Annotated in this window: 22 protein-coding genes; 11 read left to right on the top strand and 11 right to left on the bottom strand. The window is 71.0% G+C overall.

Features of this window, described 5'->3' with window-relative positions:
* Nucleotides 1–35: 35 nt before the first annotated feature.
* From ACQEVM_RS27215 to ACQEVM_RS27200, 4 genes are all read right to left on the bottom strand, one after another.
* On the bottom strand, nt 36–752 hold the full coding sequence (locus ACQEVM_RS27215) for a hypothetical protein (RefSeq protein WP_433083281.1): 717 nt from the start codon (nt 750–752) through the stop codon (nt 36–38).
* Nucleotides 749–2,641 (bottom strand): phosphatidylglycerol lysyltransferase domain-containing protein, encoded by a 1,893-nt coding sequence (locus ACQEVM_RS27210; RefSeq protein WP_433083279.1) that lies wholly within the window; start codon nt 2,639–2,641, stop codon nt 749–751. The genes ACQEVM_RS27215 and ACQEVM_RS27210 overlap by 4 nt, the downstream gene beginning before the upstream one ends.
* 81 nt (nt 2,642–2,722) lie before the next feature.
* Nucleotides 2,723–3,778, bottom strand: a complete 1,056-nt coding sequence (gene cobT / locus ACQEVM_RS27205; protein WP_433085398.1) for a nicotinate-nucleotide--dimethylbenzimidazole phosphoribosyltransferase — start codon at nt 3,776–3,778, stop codon at nt 2,723–2,725.
* A gap of 116 nt (nt 3,779–3,894) precedes the next feature.
* On the bottom strand, nt 3,895–5,124 hold the full coding sequence (locus tag ACQEVM_RS27200) for a bifunctional adenosylcobinamide kinase/adenosylcobinamide-phosphate guanylyltransferase (protein ID WP_433083277.1): 1,230 nt from the start codon (nt 5,122–5,124) through the stop codon (nt 3,895–3,897).
* Between the two features lie 128 nt (nt 5,125–5,252).
* Between ACQEVM_RS27200 and ACQEVM_RS27195 the strand changes: the two genes are divergently transcribed.
* On the top strand, nt 5,253–5,465 hold the full coding sequence (locus ACQEVM_RS27195; RefSeq protein ID WP_053676083.1) for a hypothetical protein: 213 nt from the start codon (nt 5,253–5,255) through the stop codon (nt 5,463–5,465).
* 28 nt (nt 5,466–5,493) lie between these two features.
* Here the strand turns inward: ACQEVM_RS27195 and ACQEVM_RS27190 are convergent, their stop codons facing one another.
* Nucleotides 5,494–6,237 (bottom strand): class I SAM-dependent methyltransferase, encoded by a 744-nt coding sequence (locus ACQEVM_RS27190; RefSeq protein ID WP_433085396.1) that lies wholly within the window; start codon nt 6,235–6,237, stop codon nt 5,494–5,496.
* Between the two features lie 80 nt (nt 6,238–6,317).
* Nucleotides 6,318–6,917 (bottom strand): DUF3043 domain-containing protein, encoded by a 600-nt coding sequence (locus tag ACQEVM_RS27185; RefSeq protein ID WP_433083275.1) that lies wholly within the window; start codon nt 6,915–6,917, stop codon nt 6,318–6,320.
* Between the two features lie 282 nt (nt 6,918–7,199).
* Here ACQEVM_RS27185 and ACQEVM_RS27180 point away from each other — a divergent pair, with 282 nt between their 5' ends.
* Together ACQEVM_RS27180 and pspAA are read left to right on the top strand one after the other, a co-directional pair.
* Entirely contained in the window at nt 7,200–7,994 is a 795-nt protein-coding gene (locus ACQEVM_RS27180) for a PspA/IM30 family protein (RefSeq protein ID WP_433083273.1), read from the top strand.
* 12 nt (nt 7,995–8,006) lie between these two features.
* Nucleotides 8,007–8,285: a PspA-associated protein PspAA gene (gene pspAA / locus ACQEVM_RS27175; RefSeq protein ID WP_433083271.1), complete on the top strand. Its 279-nt coding sequence runs from the start codon at nt 8,007–8,009 to the stop codon at nt 8,283–8,285.
* A 128-nt stretch (nt 8,286–8,413) separates the two neighbouring features.
* Here the strand turns inward: pspAA and ACQEVM_RS27170 are convergent, their stop codons facing one another.
* Nucleotides 8,414–9,181: a hypothetical protein gene (locus ACQEVM_RS27170; protein WP_433083269.1), complete on the bottom strand. Its 768-nt coding sequence runs from the start codon at nt 9,179–9,181 to the stop codon at nt 8,414–8,416.
* 70 nt (nt 9,182–9,251) lie between these two features.
* Here ACQEVM_RS27170 and ACQEVM_RS27165 point away from each other — a divergent pair, with 70 nt between their 5' ends.
* The 3 genes from ACQEVM_RS27165 (at nt 9,252) to ACQEVM_RS27155 (ending at nt 14,166) form a co-directional block, all read left to right on the top strand.
* A complete protein-coding gene (locus ACQEVM_RS27165; protein WP_433083267.1) occupies nt 9,252–10,073 on the top strand; it encodes an adenosylcobinamide-GDP ribazoletransferase in 822 nt (273 codons plus the stop codon).
* A 101-nt stretch (nt 10,074–10,174) separates the two neighbouring features.
* On the top strand, nt 10,175–10,882 hold the full coding sequence (locus ACQEVM_RS27160; protein WP_433085394.1) for a response regulator: 708 nt from the start codon (nt 10,175–10,177) through the stop codon (nt 10,880–10,882).
* A gap of 167 nt (nt 10,883–11,049) precedes the next feature.
* Nucleotides 11,050–14,166 carry an efflux RND transporter permease subunit gene (locus ACQEVM_RS27155; RefSeq protein ID WP_433083265.1) on the top strand — a complete coding sequence of 1,039 codons (3,117 nt, stop codon included), beginning with the start codon at nt 11,050–11,052 and terminating at the stop codon, nt 14,164–14,166.
* A 158-nt stretch (nt 14,167–14,324) separates the two neighbouring features.
* On the opposite strand, the gene nadA is transcribed toward ACQEVM_RS27155, so the two are convergent.
* The gene (gene nadA / locus ACQEVM_RS27150) at nt 14,325–15,512 is read right to left on the bottom strand and encodes a quinolinate synthase NadA (RefSeq protein WP_433083263.1); all 1,188 of its coding nucleotides are present in this window, start codon (nt 15,510–15,512) and stop codon (nt 14,325–14,327) included.
* A gap of 307 nt (nt 15,513–15,819) precedes the next feature.
* Here nadA and erpA point away from each other — a divergent pair, with 307 nt between their 5' ends.
* Entirely contained in the window at nt 15,820–16,176 is a 357-nt protein-coding gene (gene erpA / locus ACQEVM_RS27145) for an iron-sulfur cluster insertion protein ErpA (RefSeq protein ID WP_053676136.1), read from the top strand.
* A gap of 120 nt (nt 16,177–16,296) precedes the next feature.
* Here erpA and ACQEVM_RS27140 read toward each other — a convergent pair whose 3' ends face one another.
* Nucleotides 16,297–17,754 (bottom strand): hypothetical protein, encoded by a 1,458-nt coding sequence (locus ACQEVM_RS27140; RefSeq protein WP_433083261.1) that lies wholly within the window; start codon nt 17,752–17,754, stop codon nt 16,297–16,299.
* A 111-nt stretch (nt 17,755–17,865) separates the two neighbouring features.
* Nucleotides 17,866–18,081, bottom strand: coding sequence for a hypothetical protein (locus tag ACQEVM_RS27135; RefSeq protein ID WP_433083259.1), 216 nt, complete (start codon nt 18,079–18,081; stop codon nt 17,866–17,868).
* A gap of 133 nt (nt 18,082–18,214) precedes the next feature.
* Between ACQEVM_RS27135 and ACQEVM_RS27130 the strand changes: the two genes are divergently transcribed.
* Nucleotides 18,215–19,192: a carbohydrate kinase family protein gene (locus ACQEVM_RS27130; RefSeq protein WP_053676072.1), complete on the top strand. Its 978-nt coding sequence runs from the start codon at nt 18,215–18,217 to the stop codon at nt 19,190–19,192.
* Between the two features lie 82 nt (nt 19,193–19,274).
* On the opposite strand, the gene ACQEVM_RS27125 is transcribed toward ACQEVM_RS27130, so the two are convergent.
* Nucleotides 19,275–20,654: an aminotransferase class V-fold PLP-dependent enzyme gene (locus ACQEVM_RS27125; RefSeq protein ID WP_433083257.1), complete on the bottom strand. Its 1,380-nt coding sequence runs from the start codon at nt 20,652–20,654 to the stop codon at nt 19,275–19,277.
* A gap of 283 nt (nt 20,655–20,937) precedes the next feature.
* Here ACQEVM_RS27125 and ctaC point away from each other — a divergent pair, with 283 nt between their 5' ends.
* From ctaC to ACQEVM_RS27110, 3 genes are read left to right on the top strand one after another with little or no spacing between them, the layout of a single operon-like run.
* Nucleotides 20,938–21,948: an aa3-type cytochrome oxidase subunit II gene (gene ctaC / locus ACQEVM_RS27120; protein ID WP_433083255.1), complete on the top strand. Its 1,011-nt coding sequence runs from the start codon at nt 20,938–20,940 to the stop codon at nt 21,946–21,948.
* Nucleotides 21,945–23,675 (top strand): aa3-type cytochrome oxidase subunit I, encoded by a 1,731-nt coding sequence (gene ctaD / locus ACQEVM_RS27115; RefSeq protein WP_053676069.1) that lies wholly within the window; start codon nt 21,945–21,947, stop codon nt 23,673–23,675. The genes ctaC and ctaD overlap by 4 nt, the downstream gene beginning before the upstream one ends.
* On the top strand, nt 23,672–24,070 hold the full coding sequence (locus tag ACQEVM_RS27110; RefSeq protein ID WP_433083252.1) for a cytochrome c oxidase subunit 4: 399 nt from the start codon (nt 23,672–23,674) through the stop codon (nt 24,068–24,070). The genes ctaD and ACQEVM_RS27110 overlap by 4 nt, the downstream gene beginning before the upstream one ends.
* The last annotated feature ends 39 nt before the right edge of the window (nt 24,071–24,109 follow it).

Below are 24,109 nucleotides of genomic sequence, written 5' to 3'. Positions count from 1 at the left end.
GCCTGCCCGCGGAGCGCAGGACGGAGGCGGAGGCGTCACGCCCCCGGCGGTGCGCTCGACGCGGGCGGCGGGTGTTGCCCCAGCGGGGCCCGGGAGCGCCGCGGCCCCCACTTCGCGCGCACCACGCACACCACCATGACGGCCGCGATGGCGGCCAGGTGCTCCTTGCCCGCCAGATTGTCCTTGATCAGCACCTCGCCGATCATCACCAGGATCACCAGGGCGCCGGTGAGGTGGGCCCGGTAGCGCCAGCAGACGTAGATCGCCAGGCCCACGACCGCCGCCGACGGCCCCGTGTCGTTGACGACGCGGTCGGACACCGGCAGACCGAAGGGGTGGTCGGGGCCCAGCGAGAGACCGATCCGGGCGTACGTGGTGCCGGCGAGGGTGGCCACGTAGCCGACGACCAGGGTGCGCCACCAGCCGATGCAGATCTCCGAGATCCCGAAGACCAGCAGGATCTGCGCGAGCGCCCCCCACACCGGCAGGTCGAGCGCCGGGACGAAGAGGGACAGGGGCGTGCGCAACAGCGCCAGCCAGAGCGGATCGACGGCCTTGACCGAACCGAGGTCCTGCACCGGCTGGAAGCCCCAAGAGGTGTTCTGGACGATCTGGAAGACCGAGGTCAGACAGACCGCGCCGAGGGTCATCGGGATCGCCCGCCACTTCTCGCGGGCGAGCGAGTCCCGGATCGTCCAGAACAGGGGCCCCCACTCGCGGCGGGCGAACCGCCGCAGTGAGGAGTTCGTCAACGCTTGGTCTCCAGGTGTCTGCGGTGCATCCACTTCGGCAGGCCGGGAGCTTCGAGGAAGCCCTCCGCCCGGCCCGCCGCGACACCGATCCGCAGCAGGTCCGAACTCTTCTCGAAGAGCATGAACCGCGGTTCCCAGATCGGCCGGTATTTGGCGTTGGCCCGGTAGAGGGACTCGATCTGCCACCAGCGCGAGAAGAAGCTCAGCAACGAGCGCCACATCCGCAGCACCGGACCGGCGCCGAGCTTCGATCCCCGCTCGAAGACGGAGCGGAACATCGCGAAGTTCAGTGAGACCTGTGTGACGCCGATCTCCTTTGACCGCTCCAGGAGTTCGATGACCATGAACTCCATCAGACCGTTCTCCGAATCCCGGTCGCGGCGCATCAGGTCGAGCGAGAGCCCCTTGGGTCCCCACGGCACGAAGGACAGCACGGCCCGCAGTTCACCGTTGCCGTCGAAGCACTCCAGCATCACGCACTGTCCGTCGTCGGGATCGCCCAACCGGCCCAGTGCCATCGAGAAGCCGCGCTCGGTCGCGCCGTCGCGCCAGTCGTCGGCACGGACGAGGAGTACGTCCATCTCCTCGGTCGGGATGTCGGAGTGCCGGCGGATCCGCACCGTGTACCCGGCGCGCTTGACCCGGTTGTAGGCCTGCCGGACGGTCCGCATGGCGCGGCCCTCCAGCGTGAACTCGGCGGTCTCGACGATGGCCTCGTCGCCCAGTTCCAGCGCGTCCAGGCCGTGTCGGGCGTAGATCTGTCCGGCCTCCTCGCTCGCGCCCATGACGGCCGGCACCCAGCCGTGCTCGCGGGCCTCGGCCAGCCAGGGCTCGATGGCGCCGGGCCAGGCCTCGGGGTCGCCGATCGGGTCGCCGGAGGCCAGGGACACGCCGCCGACGACGCGGTAGGTGACGGCGGCCTTGCCGGTGGGGGACCAGATGACGGACTTCTCGCGGCGCAGCGCGAAGTAGCCCAGCGAGTCACGGTCGCCCTGCTTGGCGAGCAGTGCCCGCAGCCGGTCCTCGTCCTCGGGGGTGAGCGGGTCCACGGCGCGGCGCGAGCGGAACGCGGCGAACAGCACGGCGAGGAGCAGCAGCATCGACATGACGTTGACGAAGACGTCCACCCACGCCGGCGTGGCGATCCCGTCGTAGGCCCGGTCGTTCGGCTCAAGGGTGATCAGCCGCATCGCGCCGTACTTCCAGCGGGCGAGGAAGGTGGCGTCGGCCCGGTCCGGGTCGGTGTTGGTGGCGCCGACGAGCAGCGCCGCGACCAGCGAGGTCAGCAGCAGGCCGACGGCGGCCACGGCGGTGGCCAGCTTCGGGTTGGACCGGTCGCCCTTGGCGTAGAACTCGTGGCGGCCCAGCAACAGGGCGCCGACGAAGGCCGCGGTCAGGACGAGCGAGACCCAGTTCTGCGCGTGGTCGCGGAACTCCGGGTAGCAGAAGTCGTAGTCCCCGCCGATGCACGGGGCGAAGGCCGCCGTGGCGAAGGCGAACAGCAGCATGCCGCTGATCACCAGGTTCAGGATCCAGGCGGCCCGTTTGCGGCGGCCCATGGTGACGGCGAGGATCAGCGAGAACAGCCCCGAGGCGAAGCCCGCCGTGAGCAGGTACGGGGTGTAGAAGTCGGCGGTGTTGTGCCGGCGCAGGTCCTGCCCCAGCGAAAGCCACACCGCGCTGAGGAAGTTCACGAAGGTGACGACGCGCAGGTACCAGATCGCGAAGGCGGCGCCGCGCCGTGACGGTTTGCTGCCCCTGCGGGCCTCCGCCTTGGCCACGGGATCCCCCTTGCCTGTTTCCCCCCTGCCGGCGGGATCGCCGCCGGACTCTTTTCTTCCGTTTACTGCCGTTGTGGTATCTGCGCTGGTCAAGCGGACCTCTCCCATGAAAAGCGATGATATGGGGCGTCACCGTCCACGGGCGGATCGAGCGCCCCGGACTGGTCAGGCCGGTGGCGCCCGGTGAATTCAGTCCGTCGGCTCCTCCACCGCTCGTTCGGGCAGTTCCGCAGCGAGTGCGGCGGCCGCCTGAACGAGGGGGAGGGCCAGCAAGGCCCCTGTTCCCTCGCCCACAGTGACGCCGTGGTCGAGCACGGGGTTGAGTGCCATCCTGTCCAAGGCCTTCGCCTGGCCGGGTTCGCCGCTCGCCTGGCCGGCCAACCACCAGTCCGGGGCCCGGAACGCGGCCCTCTGGGCCACCAACCCGCAGGCCGCCGAGACGAGCCCGTCGAGGATGACCGGTGTACGGCGCACCGCGCACTGGAGCAGGAAGCCGGTGATCGCGGCGACGTCCGTGCCGCCGACCTTCGCCAGCAGGGCCACCTGGTCGCCCAGGACCGGACGGGCCCGGCGCAGGGCGTCGCGGATCGCCGCGCACTTGCGCATCCAGGCCAGGTCGTCGATCGGGGCGCCCCCACGACCGGTGACGACCGAGGCGTCCGTCCCGCACAGCGCGGCGACCAGCGTCGCGGCCACCGTGGTGCCGCCGACACTGAGGTCCCCGAGCACGACGAGATCGGTTCCCGAGTCGGCCTCCTCGTCGGCGACCCGCATCCCGAGCCGCAGCGCGGCCTCGGCCTCCTCGACCGTCAACGCGTCCTCGACGTCGATCCGCCCGCTGCCGCGCCGCACCCGGTGCCGCACGACGTCCTCGGGGAGCAGCCCCGGGTCGCAGTCCAGGCCGGTGTCGACGATCCGTACGCCGGCGCCGAACCGCGCCGCCAGGACGGCCACCGGGCTGGTCCCGTCGAGCACGCCGCGCACCAGCTCGTGCGCGGTGCCCGCGGTCCGCGCGGAGACCCCCTCGGCGGCGATGCCGTGGTCGGCCGCGAACAGCACGACGCGGGGCCGTTCGATCTGCCCGACCGGAACCCGCCCCTGAGCCGCGGCGAGCCACTCGCCGAGCTCGTCGAGCCGGCCCAGCGCGCCGGGCGGCACCGCCAGCCGCTCACGGCGATCCTCGGCGTCACGCCGGACGCCCCCGTCGGGGCGTTCGATCAGATCGGAGAAGTCGTCGAGATTCAGCGTGGTCATCTGCCAGAGCGTACAGCCGGTGAGGCCCTCCCCAAGCCCCTCCCGGGGCCTCGCCGTCGGTGTGCCGGGGGCGATTTCACCGACCGCGGGCGACCTCGTCGGCGACGTCAACCCTTCAGGACCACCGCCTGTCCGGCCACGACCAGCAGGACGTGCTCGCACTGCGCCGCCACCGCGTTGTTGAGCCGCCCCAACTCGTCACGGAAACGTCGACCGGAGGACGTCGCGGGGACCACTCCCGAGCCGACCTCGTTGCTGACGAGCACCACCGGACGACGGGTCGCGCGGACCGCCGCCACCAACTCCTCGGTCGACTCGCGCAGTTTCCGCTGCCCGCCGCCCGCCCACACCTCGTCGTCCCAGGCCCCGGCCCGGTCCATCGCGTCCGTCAGCCACAGCGCCAGACAGTCGATCAACAGCGGCGGGCCGCCGTCGTTCTCCAACAGCGGGACCAGCGCGCAGGTTTCCACCGTCCGCCAGCTCGCCGGCCGCCGCTCCCGGTGCAGACCCACCCGCTGCGCCCACTCCGTGTCCCCGTCGCGGGAACCGCCCGTGGCCACGTAGACCACCTCGGGGAAGCCCGCCAACCGGCGTTCCGCCTCGTACGACTTGCCGGACCGGGCGCCGCCCAGGACCAGCGTGCGCCGCGGCACCTCCGGCGCCGCGTGGTACTCGCCGACCGCCACCGTCGTGCCGTCCGGCACCACCCGCGCCCCGACCGCCGCGCACCGGCGCTCCGCCTCCCGCCCCGGCGGGTCGTCGTGGTCCAGGTGCACCGCGATCAGGTCCGTCGCCGGCCCCAGCGCGCCGCTCGCCCGCAGCCGCGCCACCGCCTCCGGCCGGCCGAGCACGTCCGCGAGGACCACGTCGTAGGGACGCTGCCCGGCCTGGCCCCCGGACTCCGGGCGCCCGGACCCCAGACCGGCCGGCGCCCCGCCCGGCGGGAGGTACAGCAGCCGGCTGCCGTCCGGCCCGGTCACCTCGTACCCGGTGCCCGGCGTGTCCATCGGTACCGCCCGCACCCGGTGACCACTGATCACCGACAGTTCCTGCCCGTCCGGGACCCGCCCCGCCGCCGGCAGACCCGGTGGCAGTTCGACGGGGGGCCCGTCGTGCGGATGGGTGAGCAGCACCTGCCGCACACCGGCCAGCGAATGCCCCGCACGGGCCCCGGCCAACACCGCCCCGGGGGTCAGGTCGAGCAGCAGCGCGCCGTCCACGAGCACGGCGGTCGCCGCCCTGGAGAGGGGGCCGACGGAGACCGCGCAGGCGGCGCAGGGACAGCCGGGTCGGGGCAGTCCTTCGGGGGTACCGGTACCGAGCAGAGTGAGTTCCACCCGATGATCCTCCCGCGTCCGCGGGAGTGGTGCTCGCCCGGCTACTCTGCGGGCAGACTCAAGGCGAACAACGCGGGTGCGCGCCGGACGATCGACGCGCGAACAGTGGACGAGCAACGGAGGCGGACATGGCGTGGACGTGGCGGTTCGAGACGGCCGAGGGCAGCGAGACGACCCCGTCGGTGGTGCCGGAGGAGTTCACCACGCAGGGGGACGCGGAGTCCTGGATCGGTGAGTACTGGAAGGACCTGCTGGAGGGCGGCACCGAGAAGGTGAAGCTGTCCGACGACACGGGCACCGAGCTGTACACGATGAGCCTGCGCGAGGCCCTGGACGCCTGACCGGCGCCCGCCGCCGCGGTGTGCGGGCTCAGCCCCGCACACCGCACAGGTGCAACAGCGCCGCCACCGCGCGGTACGGGTCGGTGCGTCCGGCCCGGTCCTCGGCGGCGAGCAACCGTTCCATCTCCGCCTCGTCCGGCAGGTGGTTCCCGGCCTCGGTGCCGTCGGTGAAGACCCGCACCCCGTACCAGGCCTGGAGCGGAGCCCCGATCCCCGAGAGCGTGGCGGTCAGACCCGCCAGTCGGTCGGCACGCACGTCCAGACCCAACCGGTTCGTGTAGTCGACGGTGTCGAACGCCCGCAGAGCGGCGTTCCAGTCGCCGCCGAGCCCCGGTCGCATGGCGAGCGCGTCGCCGTTGCGCACCAGCAGGGACAGCAGCCCGCCCGGAGCGAGCATCCGGGCCAGCCCCGCCAGCATGGCGTCCGGCTCCGGTACGTACATCAGGACGCCGTGGCACAGCACCACGTCGAAGCTGCCCGGCACGAAGTGCGCACCGGTCTCCCGGCCGTCGCCCTCCATCAGCCGGACCCGGTCGCGGATGCCCGCCGGCTCGCCCGCCAGCGCCTCACGGGCGACCGCCAGCATGTCGGGGTCCTGCTCCAGGCCGGTCACCTTGTGCCCGGCGCGCGCCAGGCGCAGGGCCTGGGTGCCCTGGCCCATGCCCACGTCGAGGATGCGCAGTCGCTGCCCGACCGGGAAGCGGTGCGCGATCTGTTCGTCGACCTGGCGGCCCACGAGTTCCTGCCGGACCGCGTTGCGCAGTCCGCCCAGGCCCTCAAGCCACAGTCGGGATCCCCCGGAGAAGTCGGCCACGTCGCCCCCCGACGCCCCGGATGCGGGCGTCGCTGCGCTCAGGGCCGTTCCCCACGCTTGACCTGCGGCTTCGGCAGGCGAAGCCGGCGCATCTGAAGGGTGCGCATCAGGCCGTACGCGACGGCGCCGCGCTTGGGCTCGTCCGGGAAGCGCTCGTTGACGGCCTTGCGCAGGCGGATGAACATGCCGACGGAGTCGAGGAGGATCAGCACGATCACACCCATCCACAGCACCAGCGCGATGCTCTGGAGCCGCTCGACCCGCACCATGCTCAGCACGAGGATGATCACCGCCAGCGGCAGGAACATCTCGGCGACCGAGAAGCGCGAGTCCACGAAGTCGCGGACGAAGCGGCGGACGGGGCCCTTGTCGCGGGCGGGCAGGTAGCGCTCGTCGCCGTTGGCGAGGGCCTCGCGCTGCTTCGCCATCTCCACGCGACGGCGCTCACGGGCCCGCTTGGCGTCCTCCTTCCGGTTGCCGGTCGAGGCCACCACTGCCTTGCGCTGCGACTGGGCCACAGCACGCTTCGGCGTCGGGCGGCCCTTCGGGGCCTGGGGGTCACGGGGCTGCGAAAGGTCGGCGCTCACCTTGTCGGTGGCGGGGGCCTTTTCTTCCTTGGAGGAACGGCTACCAAACACGAAACCAAGCCTACGTGGTCAAGGGCACGCTCCCCACCTCGGTGGGGAACGATCCGGCAACGGCGGGCGTCTTCCCTTGTGCAGGGTTCTTGTGACGGGCGGGCCCCTCCGGGGATCTCCTGGGACCACCTACTCCTTACGCCTGACACGGCGGCGGCGTAGTCGTCCTGGAGGAGGAGCGCATTCGTTCTCGAACAGTGCGGTAATGGAGACAGGGCCCGTACTGTGGGTTCTGTTGGTGACCTGGAGCGAAGTCCGTCTAGAAGGGGGCGCGCGAAGCCCATGAGCGGTGTCATGAAGCGTATGGGGATGATCTTCCGCGCGAAGGCGAACAAGGCCCTTGACCGGGCCGAGGACCCGCGCGAAACCCTCGACTACTCGTACCAGAAGCAGCTCGAACTGCTGCAGAAGGTACGCCGCGGTGTCGCCGACGTCGCGACCTCCCGCAAGCGCCTGGAACTGCAGCTGAACCAGCTCCAGGGCCAGTCCACGAAGCTGGAGGACCAGGGCCGCAAGGCACTGGCGCTCGGCCGCGAGGACCTGGCCCGCGAGGCCCTGTCCCGGCGCGCGTCGCTCCAGCAGCAGGTCAGCGACCTGGAGGTGCAGCACCAGACCCTCCAGGGCGAGGAGGAGAAGCTGACCCTCGCCGCCCAGCGCCTCCAGGCCAAGGTGGACGCCTTCCGCACGAAGAAGGAGACCATCAAGGCCACCTACACCGCGGCCCAGGCGCAGACCCGGATCGCGGAGTCCTTCTCCGGCATCTCGGAGGAGATGAGCGACGTCGGCCTCGCCATCCAGCGGGCCGAGGACAAGACGGCCCAGCTCCAGGCCCGCGCCGGCGCGATCGACGAGCTGCTGGCCTCCGGCGCCCTGGACGACCGCAGCGGTCTCGGTTCCAAGGACGACATCCAGGCCGAGCTGGACCGCCTCTCCGGCGGCTCGGACGTGGAGCTGGAACTCCAGCGGATGAAGGCCGAACTGGCGGGCGGCCCGGCCGACCGGCAGCAGGCCATCGAGGGCGGCGCCCCGGGCGACGCCCAGCCCACCCAGACCCCGCACCGGTTCGACAAGCAGTAGGACGGGCCCGTCATGATTGTCCGCATCATGGGGGAGGGCCAGTGGGAACTGGCCGACAGCCACTTCGTCGAGCTGAACAGGCTCGACGACGAACTGCTCGCCGAGATGGAGTCCGGTGACGGCGAGGGGTTCCGGCGCACGCTGGCCGCGCTCCTCGACGCGGTCCGCAGACTCGGCGAGCCCCTCCCGGACGACGCCCTGGAGCCGTCCGAGCTGATCCTCCCGGCGCCCGGCGCGAGCCTGGACGAGGTCAGGGAGATGCTCAGCGACGACGGACTGATCCCGGGCTGATCCCCGGGTCACCCCCGCGCACCCGACGGCACGCACCCAGGCACCCAGGCACCCGGGCACACCGACACCGCAGGACGACGGGCCCGCCCCACATTCGGGGGCGGGCCCGTCGTCCGTCCGTACGCCCGTCAGTCCGGGCCCTTCTCCAGCGAGATCCGCTCCGGGTCCGGCGTCCCGCCGATGAAGTTCTCGAACCTGCGACGAGGCGAGGCCCAGCGCCGGTCGTGATGGAAGGCGCGCAGCCCCGCCTTGGCCCGCGCCTTCGGACGGTTCGTGTAGAAGCGCTTCGCGTAGGGGGAGGTGGGCCGGGCGAGGCGGACCGCGCCGATCAGCGCGACGAACGGCACGACCGTGCCGAAGATCGCGGTCCGCGTCTTGCCCTTCCACAGCGCGATCAGCGCCAGGAAGAAGTTGCCGGCCATGTTCATCACGACCACCCCGCGGCTCTGCCGTTCCTCGGGGGTGAGGTCGTTGACCCCGAACGGCAGGAACCCGCCGAGCATCAGCGCCACCAGCGCGGCGGTCAGGACCACGATCTCCACGCTCTTGCGGCCGTCCTCGCTCCAGTACACGTCGTCCAGGTGCAGGATCAGCGCGAACTCGTCCAGCACCAGCCCGGCGCCGATGCCGAAGAGCACGGCCGAGAGCAGCGCCCCGAAGCCCTGCCGGCCGCTGCTCACGGCCCCGAAACCACCGATGATCACCAGGATCACGCCCGGCACGACGTGATGGATGTGCATGCCGCCCGGCGTGACGTTCTTGAACGGCCCCCGCCCCGCCCGGATCAGGCGGGTGATCACCCGGGTGATCAGGAACGACAGGACGAACGACAGCAGCGCGAGCAGCAGCGGCAGCTTGCCCGGCTCCAGGATGTTGCGGTACCACCAGTGACCCATGACACCACCTTCCACCGTGGCGGGTAATGCGCAATTCAACCCCGGCGGCGGCGGGGTAGCGTTCGCGCCGATGAAAGATTCGTTCGAAGATCAGCCGCAGTCGCCGCCGCCCGAGCGCGCCCCGCTCGTCGACGGGGTCCGCTTCGCGTTCGGCACCCTCACCGTGCTGCCCGCTCGCATCACCCGGTGGGACCGGCCGGCCGCCCGTACCGGGATGGCCTGCGCACCGCTCGCCGGACTCGCCGTGGGTCTGCTCGCGGCCGTCCCCGGGGTGCTTCTGCTGGTCCTCGGCGGTGGGCCGCTGCTGGCCGCCGCCGTCACCGTCGCCGTGCCGGCCGCGCTGACCCGGGGGCTGCACCTCGACGGACTCGCCGACACGGTCGACGGGCTGGGGAGCGCCAAGCCCGCCGAAGAGGCGCTGCGGATCATGAAGCAGTCCGACATCGGCCCCTTCGGGGTGATCGCCCTGCTGGTGGTCTTCCTGGTGCAGGTGGCGGCACTGGCCAACGTGTACGCCGACAGTTGGGTACGGGGCGCCCTCGCCACCGTCCTCGCCGCCGTCACCGCGCGACTCGCCATGACCCTGGCAGCCCGCGACGGCGTACCGGCCGCCCGACCCGGAGGCCTGGGCGCGGCGGTCGCGAGCGTGGTCCCGCTCCGCTCGGCCGTCCTCGTCACCCTCCTCACGGTGACGGCCTGCACGGCCGCGGCCCTCCCGTTGGGGCTGCCCGCCGCGGCCCAGCACGCTGCGGCGGTGCTCGTCGCCCTGCCCGTCGCCGAACTGCTCCTGCGCCGCTGCGTGCGCCGCTTCGACGGGGTCACCGGTGACGTCTTCGGCGCCCTGTCCGAGGTCTCGGCCACCGCGGTCCTCGTGGTCCTGGCCCTGGGCTGACCCCCGCGGAGCACCCCGTGGGGACGTACGCGGCGTCTCCCCGCCACCGGTCCCGGAACCCGGGGACGTACCCTCGGGGGGTGGACGACACGGTGGCGGGAATGCCGGGCGGTGGGCCCATCAGGGTGCTGCTCGCCGACGACCAGGCGCTGCTGCGCAGCGCGTTCAAGGTGCTCGTCGACTCCGAGGTCGACATGGAGGTCGTCGGCGAGGCCGCCGACGGGGCCCAGGCCTACGCCCTCGCCGGCGAACGACGGGCCGACGTGGTCCTCATGGACATCCGGATGCCGGGCACCGACGGGCTGGCCGCCACCCGCATGATCAGCGCCGACCCGGAACTGCGCGACGTACGCGTCGTCATGTTGACCACCTTCGAGGTGGACGAGTACGTGGTCCAGGCCCTGCGCGCGGGTGCCTCCGGCTTCCTCGGCAAGGGCGCCGAACCGGACGAGCTGCTCAACGCGATCCGGGTCGCCGCCGCCGGCGAGGCCCTGCTCTCCCCGGCCGCCACCAAGGGGCTCATCGCCACCTTCCTCGCGCAGGGCGGCCACCCGGACGTCCCCGCCGACGGCTCCGCGCACGCCGCCCGCCTCGCCACGCTGACCGTGCGCGAGCGCGAGGTCCTCGTACTCGTCGCGGCGGGCCTGTCCAACGACGGCATCGCCGGCCGCCTGGAGGTCAGCCCGCTCACCGTCAAGACCCACGTCAACCGGGCCATGGCCAAGCTGGGCGCCCGCGACCGGGCCCAACTGGTGGTCGTCGCGTACGAATCGGGCCTGGTGCGGGCCCGGGCCGACGGCGCGCGGTAGTTCGGGGCGGCGCAGTAGTACGGCGTACTGCGGGCGCGGTATGCCGCCCGTAAGTACGGCACCTGGGGGCGACGAAGCGGCGCCCCCGGATGCGAAAGGCTGAGGGGCCCTCGCTTGTCCCTGACGGTGTCACCTCGCCGCCGTCACCGAATGAGAGATCATCCACCATGTCGTGGCTGTCCCGCTTCAGCCTGGCCCAGAGAGCACTGATCGGCCTCGTGTCGATCATCGCGCTCCTCTTCGGCGCCATAGCCGTCCCGCAGCTCAAGCAGCAACTGCTGCCGTCCATCGAACTGCCGATGGTGTCCGTGCTCGCGCCCTACCAGGGCGCCTCGCCCGACGTGGTGGAGAAGCAGGTCATCGAGCCGATCGAGAGCACCCTCAAGGGCGTCGACGGCATCACCGGCATCACCTCCACCGCCAGCGAGGGCAACGCCCTCGTCATGGCGACCTTCGACTACGGCGACAGCGGCACCAAGCAGCTCGTCGCCGATGTCCAGCAGGCCGTCAACCGGGCCCGCGTCCGGCTGCCCGCCGACGTGGACCCGCAGGTGGTGGCCGGTTCCACCGACGACATCCCGACCGTCATCCTCGCCGTCACCTCGGACAAGGACCAGCAGGCCCTCGCGGACCAGCTGGAGGCCTCGGTGGTCCCCGTCCTCTCGGACATCGAGGGCGTCGGCCAGGTCACCGTGGACGGGGTACGGGACCTCCAGGTCACCGTCACCCCCGACAACGCGAAGCTCGCGGCCGCCGGACTCGACGCCGCCGCGCTGAACAAGGGCCTCCAGGCCGGCGGCGCCACGATGCCGGCCGGCTCCTTCGACGAGGAGGGCAAGAACCGCACCGTCCGCGTGGGCGCCGGTTACACCTCCCTCGCCCAGCTGGAGGACCTGCGGCTGAGCCCCGGCCCCGGCAAGCCGGCCGTCCGCCTCGGCGACGTGGCCGCGGTGAAGCAGGAGGCCGCCCAGGCCGTCTCGATCACCCGCACCAACGGCAAGCCCAGCCTCGCCCTCGTCCTGACCATGGACAAGGACGGCAGCGCCGTCGCGATCTCCGACGCCGTCAAGGACAAGCTGCCCGAGCTGCGCTCCACCCTCGGCTCCGGTGCCGACCTGGCCGTGGTCACCGACCAGGGCCCGGCCGTCGCCAAGTCCATCTCCAGCCTCACCACCGAGGGCCTGCTCGGCCTGCTCTTCGCGGTGATCGTGATCCTGGTCTTCCTCGGCTCCCTGCGCTCGACCCTGGTCACCGCGGTCTCCATCCCGCTGTCCGTGGTCCTCGCGCTGATCGTGCTGTGGACCCGCGACCTGTCGCTCAACATGCTGACCCTGGGCGCACTCACCATCGCCATCGGGCGCGTCGTCGACGACTCGATCGTGGTCCTGGAGAACATCAAGCGGCACCTCGGCTACGGCGAGGAGCGCGAGGCCGCGATCATCACCGCCGTCAAGGAAGTGGCCGGCGCGGTCACCTCGTCCACGCTGACCACCGTCGCCGTCTTCCTGCCGATCGGCCTCGTCGGCGGGATGATCGGCGAACTCTTCGGTTCCTTCTCCCTCACCGTCACCGCGGCCCTGCTGGCCTCGCTGCTCGTCTCGCTGACGGTGGTCCCGGTCCTGGCGTACTGGTTCCTGCGCGCCCCGAAGGGCACCTCGCAGGACCCGGACAAGGCCCGCCGCGACGCGGAGGAGAAGGAGGCCCGCAGCCGGCTCCAGCGCTTCTACGTGCGCGTCCTGGGCTTCGCGACCCGCCGCAGGCTGACCAGCGTGGCCATCGCCGTCGTGGTCCTCGTCGCCACCTTCGCCATGTCCCCGCTGCTGAAGACCAACTTCTTCGACCAGGGCGAGCAGGACACCCTGACGGTCAAGCAGGAGCTGGCCCCCGGCACCTCGCTGGCCGCCGCGGACGCGTCGAGCCGCAAGGTCGAGCAGGTCCTCGCCTCGGTCGACGGCGTCAAGGACTACCAGGTCACCGTCGGTTCCTCCGGTTTCATGGCGGCCTTCGGCGGAGGCACGGGCTCCAACCAGGCCTCGTACCAGGTCACGCTGGAGGACTCCGGCAAGGCGGAGTCCGTCAAGAAGAGCATCGAGACCAAGCTCGCCGCGCTCGACGGCGTCGGCGACACCCGCATCATCGCGGGCGGCGGCTTCGGGAGCTCCAACCTGAGCGTGGTCGTCAAGGCCGGCGACGCCGACGTGCTGGCCAAGGCCGCCGCGCAGGTCCAGGCAGAGGTGGCGAAGCTCAAGGACGTCACCGACGTGCAGAGCGACCTCTCGCAGTCGGTGCCCCGGATCTCGGTGGTCGCCGGCCCCAAGGCCGCCGAGGCGGGCCTGGACCAGGCCACCCTGGGCGCGATCGTCGCCCAGTCCGTCCGGGGCACCCCGGCGGGCAAGGCCGTCCTGGACGACACGGAGCGGGACATCCTCGTGAGGTCGGCGCAGCCGGCCACCACCCTGGCCCAGCTCCAGGCGCTCCCGATCGGCCCGGTCAAGCTCGGTGACATCGCCGAGGTCAAGGTGGTGCCCGGCCCGGTCGCGATGACCCGGATCGACGGCGCCCGCGCCGCCACCATCACGGCCAGGCCGGTCGGCGACAACACCGGCGCGGTCGGCACGGAGCTCCAGGGCAAGATCAAGGCGCTGGACCTGCCCGCAGGCGCCACGGCCTCGATCGGCGGCGTCTCCGAGGACCAGGACGACGCCTTCGCCTCCCTGGCCCTGGCCATGCTCGCGGCCATCGCGATCGTCTTCATGCTGCTGGTCGCGACCTTCCGCTCGCTGGTCCAGCCGCTGATCCTGCTGGTGTCCGTGCCGTTCGCGGCGACCGGTGCGCTCGGTCTGCTCATCGTCACCGGCACCCCCATGGGCGTCCCGGCGATGATCGGCATGCTGATGCTCATCGGCATCGTGGTGACCAACGCGATCGTCCTGATCGACCTGGTCAACCAGTACCGCGCCCAGGGCCTCGGCGTCGTCGAGGCCGTCATCGAGGGCGGCCGCCACCGGCTCCGCCCGATCCTGATGACCGCCCTCGCGACGATCTTCGCGCTGCTCCCGATGGCGCTCGGCGTCACCGGAGAGGGCGGCTTCATCTCGCAGCCGCTCGCGGTCGTGGTGATCGGTGGCCTGGTCAGCTCGACGTTGCTGACCCTGCTGCTCGTGCCGACCCTCTACACCATGGTCGAGCTGTTCAAGGAGCGCCGCCGGGCGAAGAAGCGGGCCCGCCTGACGGTGGTCTCCAGCTCCGCCCCGACCGAGGACGACGCCCCGGTCAAGGTCTGACGCGCCGGACCCCGGGTCCCGGCCCCCGTACGCGTACGGGGGCCGGGACCCGGGCCGTGGTGCGAGAGCGGCGGGCGTTCGGGAACGGAGAAGGGGCGCCCGGCTTGCCGCCGGGCGCCCCTTCTCCGTTCACGGACGACCCGCGTTCGAGCGGATCGCTACGGAAGCGCGAGCATGCGCTCCAGGGCGAGCTTCGCGAAGCTCTCGGTCTCCTTGTCGACCTCGATCCGGTTGACCAGGTTGCCCTCGGCGAGGGATTCCAGGGTCCAGACCAGGTGCGGCAGGTCGATGCGATTCATCGTCGAGCAGAAGCAGACCGTCTTGTCGAGGAAGACGACCTCCTTGTCCTCTGCGGCGAATCGGTTCGCCAGGCGGCGGACCAGGTTCAGTTCGGTGCCGATGGCCCACTTGGAACCGGCCGGGGCCGCCTCCAGCGCCTTGATGATGTACTCGGTGGAGCCGACGTAGTCCGCGGCCGCCACGACCTCGTGCCTGCACTCCGGGTGGACCAGGACGTTCACGCCGGGGATGCGGGCGCGGACGTCCTCGACCGACTCGACCGAGAACCGGCCGTGCACCGAGCAGTGCCCGCGCCACAGGATCATCTTGGCGTCGCGCAGCTGCTCGACGGTCAGGCCGCCGTTCGGCTTGTGCGGGTTGTAGAGCACGCAGTCGTCCAGCGACATGCCCATGTCGCGGACCGCGGTGTTGCGCCCGAGGTGCTGGTCGGGCAGGAAGAGCACCTTCTCGCCCTGTTCGAAGGCCCAGTCCAGGGCCTTCTTGGCATTGGACGACGTGCAGATCGTGCCGCCGTGCTTGCCGGTGAAGGCCTTGATGTCGGCCGAGGAGTTCATGTAGGAGACCGGCACGGTGTCGCCCGCGATCCCGGCCTCGGTCAGCACGTCCCAACACTCCGCGACCTGCTCGGCGGTGGCCATGTCGGCCATCGAGCAACCGGCCGCGAGGTCGGGAAGGACGACCTTCTGGTCGTCGGAGGTGAGGATGTCCGCGGACTCGGCCATGAAGTGGACGCCGCAGAAGACGATGTACTCGGCCTCCGGCTTGGCGGCCGCGTCCTTCGCCAGCTTGAACGAGTCGCCGGTGACGTCCGCGAACTCGATGACCTCGTCACGCTGGTAGTGGTGGCCGAGGATGAAGACCTTGTCCCCGAGCTTCTCCTTGGCCGCGCGGGCGCGGGCCACCAGGTTCGGGTCCGACGGCGAGGGCAGGTCGCCGGGGCACTCCACCCCGCGCTCGCTCTTGGGGTCGGCTTCGCGGCCGAGCAGCAGCAGGGCAAGGGGCGTCGGCTGGACGTCCAAAGGCTGGGCGGTGGTCACGACACGCACCCTTTCTGTTCTGCGACTAGGTACTTCCGAGGAAGCGCTTCGACTTCTCGTCTATTTGACGTTATCTATCATAACCGCTTCACGTCAGTTTGACGATGCCCGATAGCGTCGATGTGACGCATTCGCCCGCCCCGGAACTCTCCCGTCCGTCAGGTACGTCCCCCCGTGCCGGTGTGCGAGCATGAATATCGAGACAAGGCGCGGGACCCGGAATGAATCCGCCATCGCGCTGGTTGCCACCGACGGCAAGAGTCCGACGTTTCCCCAGCCTCCGGCGGGGAGCCGCCCACTTCGGGAGTGAATGCAGATGTCCGTACAGGACGACAAGACCACTGTGAGCGACGGCATCCTCCTGTCCGACGCCGCCGCCGTGAAGGTCAAGACCCTGCTGGAGCAGGAAGGCCGTGAGGACCTGGCGCTGCGCGTGGCCGTTCAGCCCGGTGGCTGCTCGGGCCTGCGCTACCAGCTCTTCTTCGACGAGCGCTCCCTCGACGGCGACGTCGTCAAGGACTTCGACGGCGTCAAGGTCGTCACGGACCGGATGAGCTCGCCCTACCTCCACGGTGCCTCCATCGACTTCGTCGACACCATCGAGAAGCAGGGCTTCACCATCGACAACCCGAACGCCACCGGCTCCTGCGCCTGCGGCGACTCGTTCAGCTAAGCCTGTACGACGAGGGCCCGCGCACCGGTCGAGTACGACCGGTGCGCGGGCCCTCTCGCATGTCGGGCTCGCATGGTCGGGGTCCCTGCCGGGACGCCGCCGCGACGGCATCCCTCCGGCTCACCCGCGGGGGAGCGGCTTGCCCGTGGTCGCGTCGACCACCTTCCGGTCGCCGAGCGGCTCCTTGAGGGTCACCGTCCGGGACATCTCCTCCGCGATCATGATGCAGTTCTGGCCCGGCTTGTTCGGGGTGTCGGTGATCTTCACCAGTACCGACCCGCCGTCCTCGCGCGCCTCCACGGCGTACGCGCTGCACACCCCGCCCCAGAAGTTCACGGTCAGCTTCCGGTCGGCCTCGGCGTACGAGAACCCGGGCACGGTGCGTCCCCCCGTCGGCGGGACCGGCGCCGGAGCGGTGCTCTCCTCGGCCGACGCCGGCTGGACCACCGTGTGGCCCGCCGCGCCGTCCTTGCCGGCCACCTCGAAGTGCCAGGCCGGGACCAGGCCCCGCGTACCGTCGACGGTCCCGGGCGCCAACCCGAGCACGGCGCCCCGCACGGTCTCCGTCCGCGGCGGCTTCATCGGGCGCGGCTCCGGGTTGCAGGGCAGCGTGTCGGTCGCCCCGACCGGGGTGTCCGGAGTCAGCGGCACCGAGGTCGCGCAGCCACTCGGGCCGGTGCCCGTACCGTTCGAACCGGACTTCTGGGCGTTCAGCCGGGCCAGCGCCTCGACGGCCCCGACCACCGACTGCTCGGCGGCCCGGACCGGCGCCTTCAGCTCGCCGCTCGCCGCCACCACCCGGGAGTCCGGACCCACGCTGACCTTGCTGGACCAGCCCTGCGTGGGCAGGTCGCCGATCACCGGGTCCGCGGTCACCACCCGGGCCGAGCCCTGCGCGAGGCGGGCGTCCAGCTTCGCGCCGGCCTGACCCGCGGCGGCCAGCACCGGGGCCGCGGCGGCCTTGGCGGCCTCCTCGGAGACCGGCGTGGCGCCGGTGGAGCCCTGCGGCTCCTGCGGGTCCTTCGGAAGGGTGGCCGGTCCGCAGGTGTCCTGACCACGCTTGCAGTCGTCCCCGCCCCCGCCGTTGTCACCGCCCGGCTGGAAGCGGTTGAACGTCCAGGTGCCGGGAGCCTTGAGGGCGACCGTCAGCCGGGGCCCGGAGCCGTCGGCGCCCTCGCCGGCCAACCACTGCCCGCCCGACAGCCGGGGCGCGCCGGTGACGCCCAACGCGCCCGCCAGCCGCGCCACTTCCTCGGAGGTCACCTCGCCCGACGCGGCGAACGCAGGCGCCTTCGCCGGGGCCTCGGGCAGCTTCACGTCCGCGCGGTACGTCACCCCGCCGCCGGACGGGTCCGGCTCGCCGGGGGCGATCCCCGGCCCCGACGGGGTCCCGGCCTCGCGTGCCGCGGCGGCCGTGCGCTCGCCCGTCCGCCCGGCGCCGGATCCGTCGCCGTGGGCCGTCGACGCCCAGAAGGCCGTACCGCCACCCGCGAGCAGGACGGCGGCCGCGATCGAGCCGATGGCCCAGGCCGGCCGCCGTCGTGTGGCGCGTGCTGTGTCGGGTTCTTCGCTGGTCACCGAATCGCTCCTTCACTCGTCCCGTCGTACGTGACGCGGGTGTGACGGGACAGGGGCGAAACCGGTTCCCCCCGGGAGCGACCGGGTCAGGCAGGATCCGAAAGAGACGACCTAGTCGCCGTACTCCGCGGTGGACGCGATCAGCCGGGCCGAGGAGGGCGGGACACTGATGCCGTGGATCTGGGACGGTGCCACCCGGTCCGGACGCGGGCCCACCGGGACCGCCCAGTGCGGGGCCATCCGGGCGCAATCACCCAGCAGGCGTGCGAAACCGGGACGGATCTCGGCGGTGTGGTCGGCGTACCCGAAGCCATCGCTGTAGGTCATGAAGGCACCGTAGGCCCGGCTCGGCAGGCGAAGAAAGGCCTACTACGGGGTAGTTTCGTACGGTCGGCCTGGCGCCGGGGAACGGGTAGTTTTGAATGTCCCCCTTGCCGCCCTCCGCAGGAGCATCCACGCCGTGCGCATCGCAGTCACCGGCTCCATCGCCACCGACCACCTCATGACCTTCCCCGGCCGTTTCGCCGATCAGCTGGTCGCGGACCAGCTGCACACGGTCTCCCTCTCCTTCCTCGTGGACAACCTCGACGTACGGCGGGGCGGTGTCGGCCCGAACATCTGCTTCGGAATGGGTCAGCTCGGCAGCCGCCCCGTCCTGGTCGGCGCGGCCGGCTCGGACTTCGACGAGTACCGCGCGTGGCTGGACCGCAACGGGGTCGACACCGAGTCCGTGCGGATCTCCGAGGTGCTCCACACCGCGCGCTTCGTCTGCACGACGGACGCCGACCACAACCAGATCGGCTCCTTCTACACGGGCGCGATGAGCGAGGCCCGGCTGATCGAGCTGAAGGCCGTCGCCGACCGGGTGGGCGGGCTGGACCTCGTCCTCATCGGCGCCGACGACCCCGAGGCGATGCTGCGCCACACCGAGGAGTGCCGCACGCGCGGGATCCCCTTCGCCGCCGACTTCTCGCAGCAGATCGCCCGCATGGACGGCGACAACATCCGCACCCTGATGGAGGGCGCGACCTACCTCTTCTCGAACGAGTACGAGAAGGGCCTCATCGAGTCGAAGTCCGGCTGGACCGACGCGGAGATCCTGGCCAAGGTCGGCACCCGGGTGACGACGCTGGGCTCCCAGGGCGTGCGGATCGACCGGGTCGGCGAGGAGCCGATCGTCGTCGGCTGCCCCGAGGAGACCGCGAAGGTGGACCCGACGGGCGTCGGCGACGCCTTCCGCGCCGGCTTCCTGACGGGCCTGGGCTGGGGCGTCGGCCTGGAGCGGGCGGCGCAGGTGGGCTGCATGCTCGCCACGCTGGTCATCGAGACGCTGGGCACGCAGGAGTACACGCTGGCGCGGGCGCACTTCATGGAGCGCTTCACGAAGGCGTACGGGGACGAGGCCGCGGCCGAGGTCCGGTCCCACCTCTCGGCGTAAGGCCACCCGACGGCGCGGCGGGAGCACTCCCGCCGCGCCGCCGTCCACGTGCCCCCAGCCGTCCGCATGCCCCCCGACGGCGTCAGCGCAGCCGGCGGACCGCGTACGCCACACCCACCTCGGCCGCCGTCTCGCCCAGGTAGGCGTGGCCGCGCATCGCGCACCACGCCGGGATGTCCAGGCGGGCGACCTCGTCGTCCGACACGACCGTCACCGTGCCGCCCACCGGTACCGTCACGATCGCCCGGGCCAGTTCGATCACCGGCTGGGGGCAGCGCAGCCCCAGGGCGTCGAGGCGCACCGCGTCCGCGACCGGCGCGCAGGGCTCCGGCTCGCTCACCCCGAGCTTCTCCCGGACGTCGGCCACCGCGCGCGGCAGGACCTCCAGGAAGCCGTTCACGTCGTCGGCGGTGGTCCCGGGCGGCAGGGACACCCGTACGTTCCCCTCCGACAGCACCCCCATGGCGCGCAGCACGTGCGAAGGCGTCAGGGTCGAACTGGTGCAGGAGGAGCCGGAGGACACCGAGTAGCCCGCCCGGTCCAGCTCGTGCAGCAGCGTCTCCCCGTCGACGTACAGGCAGGAGAACGTGACCAGGTGCGGCAGCCGCCGGTCCGGGTCGCCGACCACCTCCACGTCCGGCACCAGCCGGGCCACCCGCCGCCGGATCCGGTCCACCAGCAATCGCAGTCGGGCCGCCTCCACATCGGCCTCGGCGCGCACCGCCCGCAGCGAGGCCGCCGCCGCCACGATCGCGGGCAGATTGGCGAAACCGGGGGAGCGGCCCGACTCCCTCTCGTCCGAGGGGCCTTGGGGGGAGAACCGGACGCCCTTGCGGACCGCCAACAGCCCGACCCCGGGCGGGCCACCCCACTTGTGGGCGCTCGCGGTGAGCAGCGACCACCCGCCCTCCACCCGGCCCCACGCCAGCGACTGCGCCGCGTCCACCAGCAGCGGCACCCCGGCCGCGCCGCACACCTCGGCCACCTCCGCCACCGGCTGGACGGTGCCCACCTCGTGATTGGCCGACTGGAGACAGGCCAGCGCCGTGGTCGGGCCGAGCACGGCGGCGTACTCCGCCGGGTTGACCGCGCCGAAGCGGTCGACCGGCACCTCGGTGACCGTGCCTCCGCCGGCCGCGTGCACCTCGGCGGCGTGCAGTACAGAACTGTGTTCGACCGCCGACACCACCAGGTGCCCGCCGACCCGCCGGCGTCCGGCCAGGGCTCCGGCGAGGCCCGTGTGAACCGCGTGCGTCCCCGAAGGAGTGAACACCAGCTCGTCGGGGCGACAGCCCACCGCCTCGGCGGCGGCCTCGCGCGCCGCGTCCAACAGCAACCGGGCACGGCGGCCCTCCCGGTACAGCCGGGCCGGGTCGGCCCAGCCCTCGTCCAGGGCGGCCCGCAGCGCCTGACGGGCCACAGGGTGCATCGGAGCGGCTGAGGCGGTGTCGAAGTACGGCATCCGGCCACGCTAACCGGCGGCCGGGGACGCCCGAGGTCAGGGGCCGTCAGTTGTCCGCCGGAGTGCGCCATTCAGGGCCGGATGGCCCGTCCCCCGGACGGCGGATCCATCCCTTCGGGGTCAGTAGCGGCGCGTTGGGCACCCTCCCCGCGCGACCCCAAATAGCGTCCAGTAGGGTTTGGTCCGCATAAACATCCAAACCCCTGCCTGCGTCAGGGCCGGCGACCGACCCGAATACGGCCGCGGCCAGCCACGCGGGCCGAGACTCTCGGGAAGGCGCTACGTGAGTCCCTACGGCTCCGACCGCTCGCCGCGGCGCCCGATGCGGCGGAAGCTGCTCCAGGCGCTGACTGCGGGCGTGGTCCTGGCGACCGCCACTGGTTGCTCGTATACATGGAAAGACTTCCCTCGCCTCGGAATGCCGACTCCGGTAACTGAGGAGGCGCCGCGCATTCTCTCCCTCTGGCAGGGATCCTGGGCTGCCGCGCTGATCACGGGCATCCTGGTGTGGGGCCTGATCCTGTGGAGCGTCATCTTCCACCGGCGCAGCCGCACGAAGATCGAGGTTCCGGCGCAGACCCGGTACAACATGCCCATCGAGGCGCTGTACACCGTGGTCCCGCTCATCATCGTCTCGGTGCTCTTCTACTTCACCGCGCGTGACGAGTCGAAGTTGCTCGCCCTCTCCAAGCCCGCCCACACCATCAACGTGGTCGGCTACCAGTGGAGCTGGGGCTTCAACTACATCGAGGACGTCGACGGCGACCCCGCGACCCCGAAGCTGCCGGCCCCGTCGGTCGGCGAGGAGAAGAAGGAGGGGGCCGTCGCGGTCCCCAAGGAGCTCGCCTCCATCCCGGACCGCTTCGCCAAGGACTTCCCCAAGGGCGCCGAAGGCGTCTACACCCAGGGCGTCCCCGGTGACCGGAACCCGCAGACGGGCAACCCGGGTCCGACCCTCTGGCTCCCCAAGGGCGAGAAGGTCCGCTTCATCCTCTCGTCCAATGACGTCATCCACTCCTTCTGGGTGGTGCCCTTCCTGTTCAAGCAGGACGTCATCCCCGGCCACACCAACGTCTTCGAGGTGACCCCCTCCCAGGAGGGCACCTTCATGGGCAAGTGCGCCGAGCTCTGCGGCGTGGACCACTCCCGGATGCTCTTCAACGTGAAGGTCGTCTCGCCGGAGAAGTACCAGGCGCACCTGAAGGAACTGGCCGAGAAGGGGCAGACCGGCTTCCTGCCGGCCGGCATCAAGCAGACCGACCCGGCCCGGAACTCGGAGACGAACAAACTGTGAGCATCCTCAACGAATCTCAGGGTGCCGCCGCCGACTCGTATGAGAACGAGCTGCCGGTACGGCGCAAGCAGCCGGGCAATGTCGTCGTGAAGTGGTTGACCACCACCGACCACAAGACCATCGGCACGATGTACCTGATCACGTCGTTCGTGTTCTTCATCATCGGCGGGATCATGGCGCTCTTCATGCGCGCCGAGCTGGCCCGTCCGGGTACGCAGATCATGTCGAACGAGCAGTTCAACCAGGCGTTCACCATGCATGGCACGATCATGCTGCTGATGTTCGCCACCCCGCTCTTCGCGGGCTTCGCGAACTGGATCATGCCGCTGCAGATCGGCGCGCCCGACGTGGCGTTCCCGCGGCTGAACATGTTCGCGTACTGGCTGTACCTCTTCGGTTCGACCATCGCGGTCGCCGGCTTCGTGACGCCGAACGGTGCGGCCGACTTCGGTTGGTTCGCCTACTCGCCCCTGTCGGACGCGGTGCGTTCGCCGGGCATCGGCGCCGACATGTGGATCATGGGTCTGGCCTTCTCCGGCTTCGGCACGATCCTCGGCTCGGTCAACTTCATCACCACGATCATCTGCATGCGCGCGCCCGGCATGACGATGTTCCGCATGCCGATCTTCACCTGGAACGTGCTGCTGACCGGTGTCCTGGTCCTGCTCGCCTTCCCGGTCCTCGCCGCCGCGCTCTTCGCGCTGGAGGCCGACCGGAAGTTCGGTGCGCACGTCTTCGACGCGGCCAACGGCGGCGCCTTGTTGTGGCAACACCTCTTCTGGTTCTTCGGACACCCAGAGGTGTACATCATCGCCTTGCCCTTCTTCGGCATCATCTCCGAGGTCATCCCGGTCTTCTCGCGCAAGCCGATGTTCGGTTACATCGGTCTGATCGCCGCGACGATCGCGATTGCCGGCCTCTCGGTGACGGTGTGGGCCCACCACATGTACGTCACCGGCGGTGTGCTGCTGCCGTTCTTCTCCTTCATGACCTTCCTGATCGCGGTACCGACCGGTGTGAAGTTCTTCAACTGGATCGGCACCATGTGGAAGGGCTCGTTGTCCTTCGAGACCCCGATGCTCTGGGCCGTCGGCTTCCTGATCACCTTCACCTTCGGTGGTCTGACCGGCGTCATCCTGGCCTCGCCCCCGATGGACTTCCACGTCTCCGACTCGTACTTCGTCGTCGCGCACTTCCACTACGTGATCTTCGGCACCGTGGTGTTCGCGATGTTCTCCGGCTTCCACTTCTGGTGGCCGAAGTTCACGGGCAAGATGCTGGACGAGCGCCTCGGCAAGATCACCTTCTGGACGCTGTTCGTGGGCTTCCACGGCACCTTCCTGGTGCAGCACTGGCTGGGTGCCGAGGGCATGGCGCGTCGTTACGCCGACTACCTCGAGGCAGACGGCTTCACCGCGCTGAACACGATCTCCACGATCAGTTCGTTCCTGCTCGGCCTGTCGATGCTGCCCTTCATGTACAACGTCTGGAAGACGGCGAAGTACGGGAAGAAGGTCGAGGTCGACGACCCGTGGGGCTACGGCCGTTCGCTCGAATGGGCGACGTCCTGCCCGCCGCCGCGGCACAACTTCCTCACCCTCCCGCGGATTCGTTCCGAGTCCCCGGCGTTCGACCTGCACCACCCGGAGATCGCGGCCCTCGACCACCTTGAGGACCACGGCGCCGGCACCAAGGCCGTCACCGGTGGCAAGGAGGCCGGCAAGTGAAGATCCAGGGCAAGATGTTCCTCTGGCTCTCCTTCTTCATCCTGATCATGGCCGTCGTGTACGGCGTGTGGTCGAAGGAGCCCGTAGGCACCACCGCGCTCTTCCTGGCCTTCGGCCTGAGCGTCATGATCGGCTACTACCTGGCCTTCACGGCCAAGCGCGTGGACGAGATGGCCCAGGACAACCTGGAGGCCGACGTCGCCGACGAGGCGGGCGAGCTGGGGTTCTTCTCCCCGCACAGCTGGCAGCCGCTCTCGCTGGCCGTCGGTGGCGCGCTCGCGTTCATGGGCGTCATCTTCGGCTGGTGGCTCATGTACTTCTCGGCCCCGATCATCGTGATCGGCCTGTGGGGCTGGGTGTACGAGTACTACCGCGGTGAGAACCAGAACCAGTAGCCAAAGCGGCACCCACGCAAGACACCAGGGGCCCGGACA

Source organism: Streptomyces sp. CA-243310, from assembly GCF_050936775.1.
Taxonomy (GTDB): Bacteria; Actinomycetota; Actinomycetes; order Streptomycetales; family Streptomycetaceae; genus Streptomyces.
This window is presented reverse-complemented; position numbering and strand designations above follow the sequence as displayed.